General features: G+C 67.2%; 13 protein-coding genes. 8 read left to right on the forward strand and 5 right to left on the reverse strand.

The window, feature by feature from the left end; genetic code table 11:
- Positions 1-10: 10 nt before the first annotated feature.
- The 7 genes from rimP (at position 11) to PGN27_RS24220 (ending at position 7,627) form a co-directional block, all read left to right on the forward strand.
- On the forward strand, positions 11-553 hold the full coding sequence (gene rimP, locus PGN27_RS24190; RefSeq protein WP_335328388.1) for a ribosome maturation factor RimP: 543 nt from the start codon (positions 11-13) through the stop codon (positions 551-553).
- Positions 550-1,572 carry a transcription termination factor NusA gene (nusA, locus tag PGN27_RS24195; protein WP_335328389.1) on the forward strand — a complete coding sequence of 341 codons (1,023 nt, stop codon included), beginning with the start codon at positions 550-552 and terminating at the stop codon, positions 1,570-1,572. The genes rimP and nusA overlap by 4 nt, the downstream gene beginning before the upstream one ends.
- Positions 1,573-1,711: 139 nt before the next feature.
- Positions 1,712-1,963, forward strand: a complete 252-nt coding sequence (locus tag PGN27_RS24200) for a YlxR family protein (protein ID WP_335328390.1) — start codon at positions 1,712-1,714, stop codon at positions 1,961-1,963.
- Between the two features lie 101 nt (positions 1,964-2,064).
- Positions 2,065-4,839, forward strand: coding sequence for a translation initiation factor IF-2 (gene infB / locus PGN27_RS24205; protein WP_335328391.1), 2,775 nt, complete (start codon positions 2,065-2,067; stop codon positions 4,837-4,839).
- A gap of 2 nt (positions 4,840-4,841) precedes the next feature.
- On the forward strand, positions 4,842-5,336 hold the full coding sequence (gene rbfA, locus PGN27_RS24210; protein WP_030134991.1) for a 30S ribosome-binding factor RbfA: 495 nt from the start codon (positions 4,842-4,844) through the stop codon (positions 5,334-5,336).
- Positions 5,311-6,321 carry a DHH family phosphoesterase gene (locus PGN27_RS24215; RefSeq protein WP_335328392.1) on the forward strand — a complete coding sequence of 337 codons (1,011 nt, stop codon included), beginning with the start codon at positions 5,311-5,313 and terminating at the stop codon, positions 6,319-6,321. The genes rbfA and PGN27_RS24215 overlap by 26 nt, the downstream gene beginning before the upstream one ends.
- The gene (locus PGN27_RS24220; RefSeq protein WP_335328393.1) at positions 6,284-7,627 is read left to right on the forward strand and encodes an MATE family efflux transporter; all 1,344 of its coding nucleotides are present in this window, start codon (positions 6,284-6,286) and stop codon (positions 7,625-7,627) included. The genes PGN27_RS24215 and PGN27_RS24220 overlap by 38 nt, the downstream gene beginning before the upstream one ends.
- A gap of 20 nt (positions 7,628-7,647) precedes the next feature.
- On the opposite strand, the gene PGN27_RS24225 is transcribed toward PGN27_RS24220, so the two are convergent.
- From PGN27_RS24225 to PGN27_RS24245, 5 genes are all read right to left on the reverse strand, one after another.
- Entirely contained in the window at positions 7,648-8,595 is a 948-nt protein-coding gene (locus PGN27_RS24225) for an alpha/beta hydrolase (protein ID WP_335328394.1), read from the reverse strand.
- A gap of 206 nt (positions 8,596-8,801) precedes the next feature.
- Positions 8,802-9,614, reverse strand: coding sequence for an ABC transporter ATP-binding protein (locus PGN27_RS24230; RefSeq protein WP_335328395.1), 813 nt, complete (start codon positions 9,612-9,614; stop codon positions 8,802-8,804).
- 13 nt (positions 9,615-9,627) lie between these two features.
- Positions 9,628-10,671 carry an ABC transporter substrate-binding protein gene (locus tag PGN27_RS24235; protein ID WP_335328396.1) on the reverse strand — a complete coding sequence of 348 codons (1,044 nt, stop codon included), beginning with the start codon at positions 10,669-10,671 and terminating at the stop codon, positions 9,628-9,630.
- A gap of 25 nt (positions 10,672-10,696) precedes the next feature.
- Complete coding sequence (locus PGN27_RS24240; RefSeq protein ID WP_335328397.1) at positions 10,697-11,581, reverse strand: ABC transporter permease; 885 nt, start codon at positions 11,579-11,581, stop codon at positions 10,697-10,699.
- Between the two features lie 132 nt (positions 11,582-11,713).
- Positions 11,714-12,745: a LacI family DNA-binding transcriptional regulator gene (locus tag PGN27_RS24245; RefSeq protein ID WP_335328398.1), complete on the reverse strand. Its 1,032-nt coding sequence runs from the start codon at positions 12,743-12,745 to the stop codon at positions 11,714-11,716.
- Between the two features lie 170 nt (positions 12,746-12,915).
- Here PGN27_RS24245 and PGN27_RS24250 point away from each other — a divergent pair, with 170 nt between their 5' ends.
- On the forward strand, positions 12,916-14,082 hold the full coding sequence (locus PGN27_RS24250; protein WP_335328399.1) for a Gfo/Idh/MocA family protein: 1,167 nt from the start codon (positions 12,916-12,918) through the stop codon (positions 14,080-14,082).

The following is a 14,082-nucleotide window of genomic DNA, read 5'->3' on the forward strand; positions in this document are numbered from 1 at the left end:
GGAGCTCGCCGTGGCATCGGATGACCCGCTGCGGTCTGCGCGCCTTCCGTCGCGTGAGCAGGTGATCGAGCTCCTCACCGGCGAGTTCGCGCGCGTGGGTTACGAAATCGAGGATGTCACGATCACGGCATCGCGACCGCCGAGCATCACCGTGGTCGCCGACGGCGATGCGCCGCTGGACCTGGATGCGGTGGCCGAATTGTCCCGGCTCGCTTCGACGGCGCTGGACGAGGCCGACCGCGGTTTCGACCCATACGTGCTCGAGGTCACCTCCCGGGGCGTGGATCGCCCGTTGACCGAGGAGAAACACTTCCGCCGGGCCAAGGGGCGCAAGGTCGGTGTGACCCTCGCGGACGGGTCGGAGTTCACCGGACGCATCGGCGCCACCGGCGACGGGGTGGTCGCCTTGGTGGTCGCGGAGGGCAAGGATCTCGTCCTGCGGCCGGTGGCCGTCGGCGAGATCGTCAAAGCAATTGTGCAAGTAGAGTTTTCGAAGCCAAGTCGACGTGAGTTGGAGTTGGTCGAACAGTCAGAAGAGGGGGCCGGGTCGTGAACATCGACATGGCGGCATTACATGCCATCGAGGCGGACAAGGGTATCTCGGTCGATGTCGTGGTGGAGACCATCAAATCGGCGTTGCTGACCGCCTATCGGCACACCGAGGGACACGAGGCCGATGCGCGCATCGACGTCGACCGCAAGACCGGTGTGGTCAAGGTGATGGCGCGGGAGACCGACGCCGACGGCAACCTGATCAGCGAATGGGATGACACCCCAGAAGGTTTCGGTCGCATCGCGGCCACCACGGCTCGCCAGGTGATCCTGCAGCGGCTGCGCGACGCCGAGAACGAGAAGATGTACGGCGAGTTCGCCGCCCGCGAGGGCGATATCGTCGCCGGGGTGGTTCAGCGCGATGCCCGCGAGAACACCCGCGGCAATGTCGTGGTGCGGGTGGGGACCGAGGCCAAGGGCTCCGACGGGATGATCCGTCCCGCCGAGCAGGTGCCCGGTGAGGGCTACGAACACGGCGACCGGTTGCGCTGCTACGTCATCGGCGTGACGCGCGGCGCCCGCGAGCCCAAGATCGAGCTCTCACGCACCCACCCGAATCTGGTGCGCAAGCTCTTCGCCCTCGAGGTCCCCGAGATCGCCGACGGTTCGGTGGACATCGTGGCGGTGGCCAGGGAGGCCGGGCACCGGTCCAAGATCGCGGTCACGTCCCGGGTCTCCGGTCTCAACGCAAAGGGTGCCTGCATCGGCCCGATGGGTCAGCGCGTGCGCAATGTGATGAGTGAGCTGTCGGGGGAGAAGATCGACATCATCGACTTCGACGAGGATCCGGCTCGGTTCGTCGCCAATGCGCTCTCGCCGGCCAAGGTGGTATCGGTCACCGTCATCGACGAGAACGCGCGTGCCGCTCGTGTCGTGGTACCCGATTTCCAGCTGTCGTTGGCCATCGGCAAGGAGGGGCAGAACGCCCGGCTCGCCGCGCGCCTGACCGGATGGCGCATCGACATCCGCAGCGATTCGGCCGACACGACCGATGCCGACGGCGCCGAACACGCCACGTAGAGAAGCCGGCGCGGGGCGTAGTGGCACGCGATTGAAGTCTGGACGCCTCGGAACGGTAGACTGAGCCGTGATCCAGCGCGAGACTCCGGCAGGCCGTCCTCGTGCGCATCGAGATCCCGCGGGACCGGTGCGTACGTGTGTGGGTTGTCGGAAGCGAGCGTTGGCCGTCGATCTGGTCAGACTGTCCACCGTTTCCGACAGGCCCGGCGTCAACGCCGTGACTGTGGATACAGCGGGTAATCTGCCGGGGCGGGGTGCGTGGTTGCATCCCCATCCGCAGTGTCTGGATCTGGCGCTTCGCCGGCGAGCAATCGGTCGAGCGTTGCGTATCTCCGGTTCGCCGGACACCACCGTGGTGGAAGAGCTTTTCCACCGGTTAGAGAACAGGTAGCGAAGAACATGAGCACACCGTGAAGTCCCGATGACCATGCGTCATAGCTAAACCCGAGGCGCGGCCCAACCACCGCTGTCGCCTCCAAACGAGGAGAAGTAGTGGCAGGTAAGGCCCGCGTGCACGAGTTGGCAAAGGAACTCGGTGTCACAAGTAAGGAAGTTCTCGCCCGTCTGAGCGATCAGGGCGAGTTCGTCAAATCCGCATCATCGACGGTCGAAGCCCCCGTGGCCCGTCGTCTGCGGGAATCGTTCGGCGGCGGTAAGCCGGCCGCCGACGCGCCCGCTCCGAAAGCTCCCGGTAAGCCCGCGGCACCGTCCGGCGGCCCCAAGCCCGGACCCAAGCCCGCGCCGCAGGCACCTGCCGCGCCGGCTCCTGCAGCGCCCGCGGCCCAGGCTCCGACGCCGGCCCCGACGCAGACCCCCCGTCCCGCGGCTCCCACCCCCGGTCCCGCGCCGACACCCGGGCCTGCGCCGTCGGCTCCTGCAGCTTCGGGTACTCCCGGTGCCCCGCAGACCCCCGGACCCCGCCCAGGTCCGACTCCCGGTCCCAAGCCCGCACCGCGTGCACCGCGTGTCGGCAACAACCCGTTCTCTTCGCAGGCACCCGTCGAGCGCCCGGCTCCGCGTCCCGCCGCAGGTCCCGGCGGCCCCCGTCCGGGTCCCGGCCCCGGCGGACCGCGCCCGGGCGCGCCGCGTCCCGGCGCTGCCTCGCCCGGCAACATGCCGCCTCGTCCGCCCGGCGCGCGTCCCGGCGCGACCGGTCGTCCCGGCGGTCCGCGTCCCGGACCCGGCGGTCGTCCGGCCCCGGGTGGTCGTCCCGGCGGTGGTGGCGGCGGTAACTACCGCGGCGGCGCCGGTGGTGGTGCCGGAGCAGGCGCCGGTGGTGGTGCGGCCGGTGGATTCCGTGGTCGTCCCGGTGGCGGTGGCGGCGGTGGTCGTCCCGGTCAGCGCGGCGGTGCCGCAGGTGCCTTCGGTCGTCCCGGCGGCGCCCCGCGCCGCGGACGCAAGAGCAAGCGCGCGAAAAGGGCCGAATACGAGAACATGCAGGCCCCGGTCGTCGGTGGCGTGCGGTTGCCGCACGGCAACGGCGAGACCATCCGGTTGGCCCGTGGCGCCTCGCTGAGCGATTTCGCCGACAAGATCAACGCCAACCCGGCTTCGCTGGTGCAGGCGCTGTTCAACCTCGGTGAGATGGTCACTGCCACGCAGTCGGTGGACGATTCCACGCTCGAGCTGCTGGGCAGCGAGATGAACTACGTCGTCCAGGTCGTCTCGCCGGAGGACGAGGACCGTGAGCTGCTGTCGTCGTTCGACCTCACCTACGGCGAGGACGAGGGTGGCGAAGAGGACCTCGAGTTCCGCCCGCCGGTGGTCACCGTCATGGGTCACGTCGACCACGGCAAGACCCGCCTGCTCGACACCATCCGTAACGCCACCGTCCGCGAGGGCGAGGCCGGTGGGATCACCCAGCACATCGGTGCCTACCAGGTCCTCACCGAACTGGACGGCAACGAGCGGCTGGTCACCTTCATCGACACCCCCGGTCACGAGGCGTTCACCGCCATGCGTGCCCGTGGTGCCAAGGCCACCGATATCGCGATCCTGGTTGTCGCTGCCGACGACGGTGTGATGCCGCAGACGGTGGAGGCCATCAACCACGCGCAGGCTGCCGATGTGCCGATCGTGGTGGCGGTCAACAAGATCGACAAGGAGGGCGCCGACCCGAGCAAGATCCGGGCGCAGCTCACCGAGTACAACCTGGTGGCCGAGGAGTACGGCGGCGACACCATGTTCGTCGATATCTCCGCAAAGCAGGGCACCAATATCGATGCACTTCTGGAAGCGGTGCTGTTGACCGCCGATGCATCGTTGGATCTGCGGGCCAACCCCGATATGGAGGCCCAGGGTGTGGCCATCGAGGCGCACCTGGACCGCGGTCGCGGCCCGGTGGCGACGGTGCTGATCCAGCGCGGCACGCTGCGTGTCGGCGACTCGATCGTCGCCGGCGATGCCTACGGTCGCGTCCGTCGCATGGTCGACGAGCACGGTGAAGATGTCGAGGAGGCGCTGCCGTCGCGTCCGGTGCAGGTGGTCGGGTTCACCTCGGTGCCCGGTGCCGGCGACAACCTGCTGGTTGTCGACGAGGACCGCATCGCCCGCCAGATCGCCGACCGGCGCAGCGCGCGCAAGCGCAACGCCCTGGCCGCGCGCAGCCGCAAGCGGATCAGCCTGGAAGACCTGGATTCGGCGCTGAAGGAAACCAGCCAGCTGAACCTGATCCTCAAGGGCGACAACGCCGGTACCGTCGAGGCGCTGGAAGAGGCCTTGATGAACATCGAGATCGACGACGAGGTGCAGTTGCGCGTCATCGACCGAGGTGTCGGCGGCGTCACCGAGACCAACGTCAACCTGGCCTCGGCCTCGGATGCCATCATCATCGGCTTCAACGTCCGTGCCGAGGGCAAGGCCACCGAGCTGGCCAACCGCGATGGTGTCGAGATTCGCTACTACTCGATCATCTACCAGGCGATCGACGAGATCGAAGCCGCGCTCAAGGGCATGCTCAAGCCTGTCTACGAGGAGAAGGAGCTCGGCCGCGCCGAGATCCGGGCGATCTTCCGCAGCTCGAAGGTCGGCAATATCGCCGGTTGCCTCGTGCAGTCGGGCATCATGCGGCGTAACGCCAAGGCCCGCCTGCTGCGTGACAACGTCGTGGTCGCCGAGAACCTCACCATCTCCTCGCTCAAGCGGGAGAAGGATGATGCCACCGAGGTGCGCGAGGGTTACGAGTGTGGTCTGACGCTGACGTATTCCGATATCAAGGAAGGCGACGTCATCGAGACCTACGAGCTGGTCGAAAAGGCGCGTACGTAGCGATGGCCGATCCAGCACGCGCACGCCGGCTGGCCAAGCGGATCTCGACGATCGTGGCCTCGGCCATCGAGTACGAGATCAAGGATCCGCGGCTGGCCGGCGTGACGATCACCGACGCGAAGGTGACCGCCGACCTGCACGACGCAACGCTGTACTACACGGTGTTGGGGCCGACCCTGGAGGACGAGCCCGACTACGCCGGTGCTGCGGCCGCCCTGGAGAGCGCGAAAGGTGTGCTGCGCTCCAAGGTGGGCTCGGGCACCGGCGTGCGGTTCACCCCGACCCTGGCCTTCGTGCGCGACACCGTCCCGGACGCGGCCAATCGGATGGAAGAACTGCTGTCGAAGGTGCGCGCGGCCGACGCCGACTTGGCGCGAGTTCGGGAGGGTGCGGTGCCGGCAGGCGATGCCGACCCGTACCGTGTGAGCGGGGGAGACGCTCGCGGGGACGAACTCGACGCTGAGGACACCGGTGACGACGACCGATACGACCGCTGAGACCGCTACCGACGCGGTCCCACCCGGCGCGCCGGTCGATGCCGCGGGTGCGGCGCGGTTGTTCGATGCCGCCCATTCGATCGTCATCATCGCCCACGTCCATCCCGACGCCGACACCATCGGCGCCGGTTTGGCGCTCGGGCAGGTCGCTGCGGCCGCGGGCAAGGATGTCGCGGTCAGTTTCGCTGCGCCGGACGAACTCCCCGAATCGCTGGCGACGCTGCCGGGCGGGCAGCTGCTGGTCGCACCCGTCGAGGTACCTGGCGACCCGGATCTGGTGGTCACCGTCGACATCCCATCGGTCAACCGGCTCGGCAGCCTCGGCGAACTGGCCCTCGGTGCGCGCGAGGTCCTGGTCATCGACCACCATGCCTCCAACACGATGTTCGGGACCGCGAACTTCGTTGATCCCCAGGCTGATTCGACCACCATGCTGGTGGCCGAGCTGTTGGATGCCTGGGACAAGCCGATCGACGAACCGGTGGCGCACTGCCTCTACGCAGGGTTGACCACCGATACCGGCTCCTTCCGGTGGGCCAGCGCACGCGCGCACCGGTTGGCATCCCGACTGCTGGAGATCGGGGTGGACAACGCCGAGATCAGCCGTGCCCTGATGGACACCCACCCGTTCGCCTGGTTGCCCATGTTGTCGCGTGTGCTGGGTTCGGCCCGGCTCATCGAGGATGCCGCCGATGGACGGGGGCTGGTCTACGCCGTCGTCGACCACCAGGAATGGACCGATGCCCGGCCCGAAGAGGTCGAGAGCATCGTGGATATCGTGCGCACCACCGCCCAGGCCGAGGTCGCCGCGGTGTTCAAGGAGATCGAGCCACGGCAGTGGTCGGTATCGATGCGCTCCAAGTCCTTCGACGTCTCGGCCGTCGCCGGTGGATTCGGTGGCGGTGGGCACCGCAAGGCGGCCGGATACTCGGCGATCGGTTCGGCCGATGACGTGGTGGCAGCTCTGCAGGCCGCTCTTGGCTGAGCAGCCGGTCACCGCCCGGCGGATCGCCGGGCTGGCGTTGCCCGCACTGGGAGTGCTTGCCGCCGAACCTCTCTACCTGTTGTTCGACCTTGCCGTCGTCGGTCGGCTCGGGGCGCTCAGCCTGGCCGGTCTGGCGATCGGCGGGTTGGTGATCTCCCTGGTCGCCTCGCAGGGCACGTTCCTGTCCTATGGCACCACCGCACGGGCGGCACGGTTCTTCGGCGCCGGTGATCGCGCGGCCGCGGTGCGTGAAGGCGTGCAGGCCACCTGGCTCGCCGTGGGTCTCGGGTTGTTGATCGTGGTCCTGGTGCAGGTCTTCGCCGATCCGCTGGTCTCGGTGCTCGCCGACGGCGGCGAGCTGGCCGCCGAGACGCTGCCCTGGCTGCGGATCGCGATCTGCGGGGCGCCGGCCCTGCTGATCTCGTTGGCGGGCAACGGCTGGATGCGCGGTGTCCAGGACACCGTGCGGCCCCTTCGCTATGTCGTTTTCGGCTTCGCGGTGTCGGCAGTGCTGTGCCCGCTGTTGGTCTACGGCTGGCTGGGCTTGCCGCGACTGGAGCTGGCCGGCTCGGCGATCGCCAACCTGGTCGGGCAATGGCTGGCGGCGTTGTTGTTCTGCCGGGCGCTGCTCGCCGAGAAGGCTCCGCTGGCGCCGACTCCTGCCGTGCTGGGTGCCCAATTGCTGATGGGGCGTGACCTGCTGGTGCGTTCACTTGCCTTCCAGGCCTGCTTCGTCTCCGCGGCTGCGGTGGCAGCGCGGTTCGGCGCCGCCTCGGTGGCCGCCCACCAGGTGGTGCTGCAACTGTGGAGTTTCCTTGCCCTGGTGTTGGATTCGCTGGCCATCGCCGCTCAGTCACTGGTGGGTGCCGCCCTCGGCGGTGGTCAGCTGAGTCAGGCGAAGTCGGTGGCCGCCCGCGTCACCATCTTCTCCACCGCGGCCGCCGCGGTGCTCGCGCTGATCTTCGCCGCCGGCTCGGAGGTGATCCCGCGGCTGTTCACCTCCGATGCGGAGGTCCTCGACCGGATCGGTGTGCCGTGGTGGTTCCTGGTTGGCCAACTGATCGTCGCCGGAATCGTTTTCGCGCTGGACGGGGTGTTGCTTGGCGCCGGTGACGCCCGATTCATGCGCAACGCCACGGTGTGCAGTGCGTTGATCGGCTTCCTACCGCTGATCTGGTTGTCGTTGGCATTCGGCTGGGGACTGGCCGGCATCTGGTCGGGTCTGTCCCTCTTCATGGTGCTGCGCCTGGTGTTCGTGGGCTGGCGCACCTTCTCGGGACGCTGGCTGGTGGCAGGCACCGGATAGTCCCCAGCCGAAGCCGTTCGTCAGGCGCCCAGCGTGCGCTGGATGTCGCCCTTCATGGCATTGAGCTGGCTGCCCCAGTACCCCCAGCCGTGGGTCCCGTTGGGCGGGAAGTTGAACGTGCCGTTGGTCCCGCCGGCGTTCTGGTACTGGGTCTGGAAGTTGCGGTTGCTGTCCAGGGTGATGGTTTCCAGCACCTGGCCGGCGACATCGCCACCACCGCCGAGCTCACCGGGACGACCGGTACCGCAGTACACCCAGATGCGGGTCCCGTTGGCGACCAGCTTGCCGACGTTCACGGTCGGGTCGTTGCGTTGCCAGGCGGGTCCGCCGCCCAGGCCCCACATGTTGATCGCGTTGAATCCGCCGGCGTCGGCCATGGCGAAGGTGACCAGCAGCGGCCAGAGACCCTGGGAGAGGTTCAGGTAGCCCGACAGCGAGGCCGCGTAGCTGAACTGGCCGGGGTGGAAGGCGGCCAGCGTCAGCGCGGCGCTACCCGACATCGACAGTCCGACAACGGCATTGCCGTTCGGCGAGATGCCCTTGTTGGCGGCCAGGTAGTTCGGCAGCTCGGAGGTCAGGAAGGTCTCCCACTGGTAGTTGTAGGTCTGGCCGTTGCCGACCGCAGGTCCCTGCCAGTTGGTGTAGAAGCTGGACATGCCACCGACCGGCATGACGACCGAGACACCGGACTCGAAGAACGTCTCGAACGCCGCGGTCTCGATATCCCAGCCGCTGTTGTCGTCGCGGGCGCGCAGACCGTCGAGCAGATACACCGCCCGCGGACCGCCGCCTTGGAAGCGCACCGGGATGTCGCGGCCCATCGCGGCCGAGGGAACCATCAGTGTCTCGACCGGCAGCCCGGGCCGGGAGTATGCCGAGGCGGTGGTCGGCTGGACCACCGCCAGCAGCAGGAGCGCGGCCATCAGGCCGACCAGTGCTCGGCGGGTCACGATATGCAAGGTGTTCATGAAATTGATGCCGTCCTGTCGGGCGAGCCCCCCGCGGCGCGCAGGTACGAAGATGCGATCCGACACGGCGCCGGGCCGGACCGGTGTCACCCGTTACGTCGTGCGCTCACTGGGTTTCGTTACGCTGCATTCCGTTCGCTGTCGGTGAACGCCCAGAACGCGCTGACGCCCGACGCGTCGAGCGCCGGGCGTCAGCGAGTGCTCGATCAGTCCGCGGCGCTGGAACTTCCCAGCAGATCGCGGACCCGGTTGGCCACCTTGATGAACTCCGGACGTTCCATCGTCTCGGCGTAGTCCCGTTCGGCGGGGAGGTCGACGTCGAGGGTCTCGATGATGCGGCCCGGCCGTGGGCTCATCACGACGACCCTGTTGGCCAGGTACACCGCCTCGGCCACCGAGTGCGTCACCAGTACGACGGTCGTGCCGGTTTCTCGCCAGATCCGGTGCAGCTCGACATTCATCTTTTCCCGCGTCAGCGCGTCGAGTGCACCGAAGGGCTCATCCATCAACAGCACCTCGGGCTGGTGCAGCAGCGCCCGGCACAATGAAACACGTTGTTGCATACCGCCGGACAGCTCGTGGGGCAGGGCGTTCTCGAATCCGCCGAGTCCGGTCATCTCGATCAGATAGTCGCAGCGGGACTGCGCCTCCTTGCGGGGCATACCCCGCATCTCGGCCTGCAGCAGGATGTTCTTGCGGACCGAACGCCATTCCAGGAGGGCGGCCCGCTGGAAGACATACCCGATATCGCGCTGCGGTCCCTTGACCTGCTTGCCACGCAGGCGAACATCCCCGGAGGTGGCGGTGGTCAAGCCCGCGACCACCTTGAGCAGGGTGGACTTGCCGCAGCCCGACGGGCCTGCGATGGAGACGAACTCTCCTTGGCCGACGCGCAGGTCGACGTCGTCGACGGCGGTGACGGTGGACCGTTTGGAGGAGAACGTGACGGTCAGCTTGTCGATGGAGATGGCGTCTGAGGTCACGGTGGTCCTCGGTGCGGTGATTGTTGCGGAGGTCATGATCGGGCGCTCCCTATTGTCCCGCGGTGGCGGGGACGAACGACGACGCCCAGTAGTCCGCAGGGTCCTTGGCCGACTGCAGCAGACCGGCCTCGCTCAGGGTGGCGATGGTGGAGGTCCAGTCCTGTTCGGCATTGGTGCCGGGGACCTTGCCGGTGGTGGCCGGGGTGTTCAGCAGCGGAATGGTCTCCTGCCACTGCTGCAGCAGCACCTTCTCCGGCGGGGTCTGCGGGTCGACACCGACCATGGCCTTGGCGGCAGCCTCCGGATCGTTCTTGGCAGCCTCGTAGGATTCGCTCACCGCATCCAACATCGACTGCACCAGTTCTGGATTGTCGGCGATGGTCGAGTTGTGGGTGATCAACCCGTTGCTGTAGAAGTTCAACCCGGCGTCGGAGTAGCGGAAGTAGCGCATCTCGCGGCCGCTCTTGTTGGCGATCGTGGGGCCCTGGTCATGGGCGAAACCGATGAGCCCGTCGACGCGGCCGGCCATCAGAGCGGCCATCTTGCCCGCGGAATCCAGGTTCTGCTCTTGTACCGCACCGGGTTCCAGGCCGACATCGGCAAGGTACATCGGGAACGTGGTGGTCGGGGCGTCACCTGCGGACACTGCGATGGTGCGTCCGGCGAGATCGGCCGGTTCCTCGATTCCGGAGTCGGCGAACACCTGGACCGCCGAGGGGGTGGTCTGCAGGAACACGCCGATGCTCTTGATGTCGACACCCTGGTCGATATTGCTCAACACCGCGGCGGTATCGGACCAGCCGAAGTCGACCTGCTTACCGCCGACCGCCTGCGCGGTGCGGGTGGAGCCCTGTCCGGGATCGATGGTCAGGTCGATGCCGTGCTTGGCGAAGATGCCCTCTTTCACACCGTGGTAGAGCGGGGCGTGCTCACCGTAGGGGTACCAGTTGAGCATCAGCGTGACCGGGGTCGTGCCTTCACCACCATCGGTGGCCGAATTGTTCTGGCCCGCACCGCCGCCGCAGGCGGAAAGGGTGAGCATGGCGGTGGTGGCGGCGATCGCGCCGACGGCGCGACGATTCAACGAGAACATGGGGTCTCCTGTTTCGGGGTGGGTGTCAGACGGCCGCGGTCGAGGCGGAGTTGGACGTACGGCGCGAGGCGTGCCAGGGGATGAGCGGTTTCTCGGCGACCTCGATGATGGCGAACAGCACGATCCCGAGGATGGACATGATGATCAACGCCGCGAACAGCATCGCGGTGTCCAGGCTTCCGTTGGCCTGCAGGATCACATAGCCGAGACCTTCGTTGGCGCCGACGAATTCACCGACCACGGCACCGGTGACCGCGAGGGTGGCGGCAACCTTCAGCCCGGACATCAACTGCGGTAGGGATGCGGGGAACCGGACCTTCATGAAGGTCTTGAACCGGCTGGCGCCCATGGTGGAGGTCAGTTCCAGGATCTCGGGATCCACCGAACGCAGACCGGCCAGTCCGGAGATGACGATGGGGAAGAACGCCATCAACACGGCGACCAGGATCTTGGGGGACGGGCCGAAACCCAGCCACACGATGAACAGCGGGGCGATGGCGATCTTCGGCACCACCTGGGCGAACAGGATCAGCGGGTAAACGGTCTTTTCAAAGCTGGTCGAGTAGATCATCATGACCGCGACGAAGACGCCGACGATGGTGGCGATGAGGAAACCGATGACGGTCTCCCAGGTGGTGACCCAGGTATTGGCCGCCAGGTATGCCGCGTTCTGCTGGGTCGCGGCCCAGGTATCGGCCGGTGAGGGGAGGATGTAGGGCGCGACCAGTTCGGCCTCGGTGACTGCCCACCAACCGGCCAGCAGCGCGAGCACCAGCACAATCGGTCGCCAGGTGTTCGACAACGTGCGTCCCGGTGAGAATGATCGGCGGGCCCGTCGGGACCCGGTGCGCGATTGTGCCCGCGTGCCGGTGTCCGGTGACTGGACGCGGGCCGATGCGGTTACCGCCATGGAATGTCCTCTAGTTCGCAGTGAACGGGGTGAAACCCGTTGGGAATGCGCTTTCCGAAGCAGTTTCGACAGTAACGTGACCTGGCGCACACTGTCAACCGAGCAGTGGTCTGCACCTCGCGGAGCTGAGAATCAACTCAGCCGCGTGCTGTCCCGCAGCACGATGCGACCGGGAATCCGCTCGCGGAGATCATCGGCGCCGTCGTGATTACGTAGCGCCAAATCGACTGCGCGCACGCCGATTTCCTCCAGAGGAAGGATCACCGTGGTCAGGCTGGGGGTGTGGTCGCGCAGGGTCGGAATATCGTCGAAGCCGGCGATGCAGACATCTTGCGGGACGCCCAGGCCCAGCTCTCGCCATGCGGCAATCGCCCCGATGGCCATGACGTCGGTGACCGCGAACACGCAGACCGGCGGTGTCATCGCACCCGGTTGCAGATCCAGTGCGGCCGCCAGGCGGCGGGCGGCCGAATGCCCACCGTCGCGATCGAAATCTCCGGATACCTCCACCAGTGGGGTCAGTCCGTGCCTGCCGAGCGCCTCGACGAATCCGTTGCGCCGGTCGACCGAGGTCCGGATGTTGCCAGGTCCGCCGATCACGGCGAACTGCCGGTGTCCGGACGCCACCAGCGCATCGGCCAATTCGGCTGAGGCGAAATGATTTTCGGGCTCGACGGCGCCGCCGAAGGCCAACGGTTGGCCGACCACCACGACCCGTCCGCCATTGGCCCGGTAGCGGCCGAACTCGGCCTCCAGTTCGCGGTCGAGGTCACCGCTCTGGCGCGAACCGGCGAGCACGATCGCATCGGCGCGGTGGGCGATGAACGTGCTGACGGCCTCGCGTTCGATATCGAAGTCGCGGTCGGTGCCGGCCAGGAGTACCTGCTTGCGGGCAGCCCTGGCGGCGGCCTGTACGCCGCGGGCGATCGAGGAGAAGTAGGGATCGGCGATATCGTGCACGATCAGGCCGAGGAGTCCGGTGGATGCCCGCGCCAACGCCTGGGCCTGGGCATTCGGCACGTAGCCCAGCTCGCGGGCAGCCGCCCGCACCCGGTCGGCCACACCCTCTCCCGGGACCCGGCTGGATCCGTTGAGCACCCGCGACGCCGTCGCCTGTGAGACGCCCGCGCGCACCGCCACATCCTGCAGAGTGACCGCTGCCATGCTCGCTCTTCCTCTGAATCGCCGAAGTCCGGAGTTGACCGGAGAGTCTCGACAGCTTACCTTGGAAAGCGCATTCCGAAGTGCAGACGCCGCCGTCGCTCGCTCGACGAGTTCGGCCGCGGTGTCGGTCCGCACGCCTTTCATCGTCTCTTCAGACAAGGAATCTGCACATGTCTCCAGCTGAATCATCCGGACGCCGCACGTTGCGCATCGCCATGAACGGCGTCACCGGGCGGATGGGCTACCGGCAACACCTGCTGCGTTCGATCCTGCCGCTGCGCGAATCCGGGCTGGTGCTCGACGATGGCACCCGGGTGGCCATCGAACCGATCCTGGTCGGCCGCAATGCCGACAAGCTCGCCGAGCTTGCCGCAGAGCACGGCATCGAATCCTGGACCACCGACGTAGCCTCGGTGATCGCGGACCCGACGGTGGATGTCTACTTCGACGCGCAGGTGACCTCCCGCCGGATGGAGGCGCTCTCGACCGCCATCAAGGCGGGCAAGCACGTCTACACCGAGAAGCCCACCGCGGAAACCCTGACCGAGGCAATCGAATTGGCGCGGATGGCCGAGAATGCCGGAGTGGTGGCCGGTGTGGTCCACGACAAGCTCTACCTGCCCGGATTGGTGAAGCTGCGCAGGCTGATCGACGAAGGCTTCTTCGGACGCATTCTCTCGATGCGCGGCGAGTTCGGTTACTGGGTGTTCGAGGGTGACCACCAGCCCGCGCAGCGACCGAGCTGGAACTACCGCGCCGAGGACGGCGGCGGAATCACCGTCGACATGTTCTGCCACTGGAACTACGTGATGGAGGGTCTGCTCGGGACCGTCGAAGCCGTCACCGCGCGCACCGTGACCCATATCCCGACCCGCTGGGACGAACAGGGCAAGGAGTACGTCGCCACCGCCGATGACGCCGCCTACGGCATCTTCGAGATCGAGGGCGGCGTGATCGCCCAGATCAATTCGTCCTGGGCGGTGCGGGTGCACCGCGACGAGCTGGTCGAGTTCCAGATCGACGGCACCCATGGTTCCGCGGTGGCCGGTCTGCGCCAGTGCGTCGCCCAGCAGCGCGCGCACACCCCGAAACCGGTGTGGAATCCCGATCTACCGGTCACCGAGAAATTCCGCGACCAGTGGCTGGAGGTGCCGGCCAATGCCGATCTGGACAACGGTTTCAAGCTGCAGTGGGAGGAGTACCTGCGCGACGTGTTGGCAGGCCGCCCACACCGTTTCGGTCTGCTATCGGCGGCCCGCGGTGTGCAGCTCGCCGAACTCGGTCTGCAGAGTTCAGCCGAGGGACGGCGTATGAGCGTGCCGGAGATCGTGCTGTGA

Origin of the sequence: Mycolicibacterium neoaurum (genome assembly GCF_036946495.1) — a bacterium.
Classification (GTDB): Bacteria; Actinomycetota; Actinomycetes; order Mycobacteriales; family Mycobacteriaceae; genus Mycobacterium; species Mycobacterium neoaurum_B.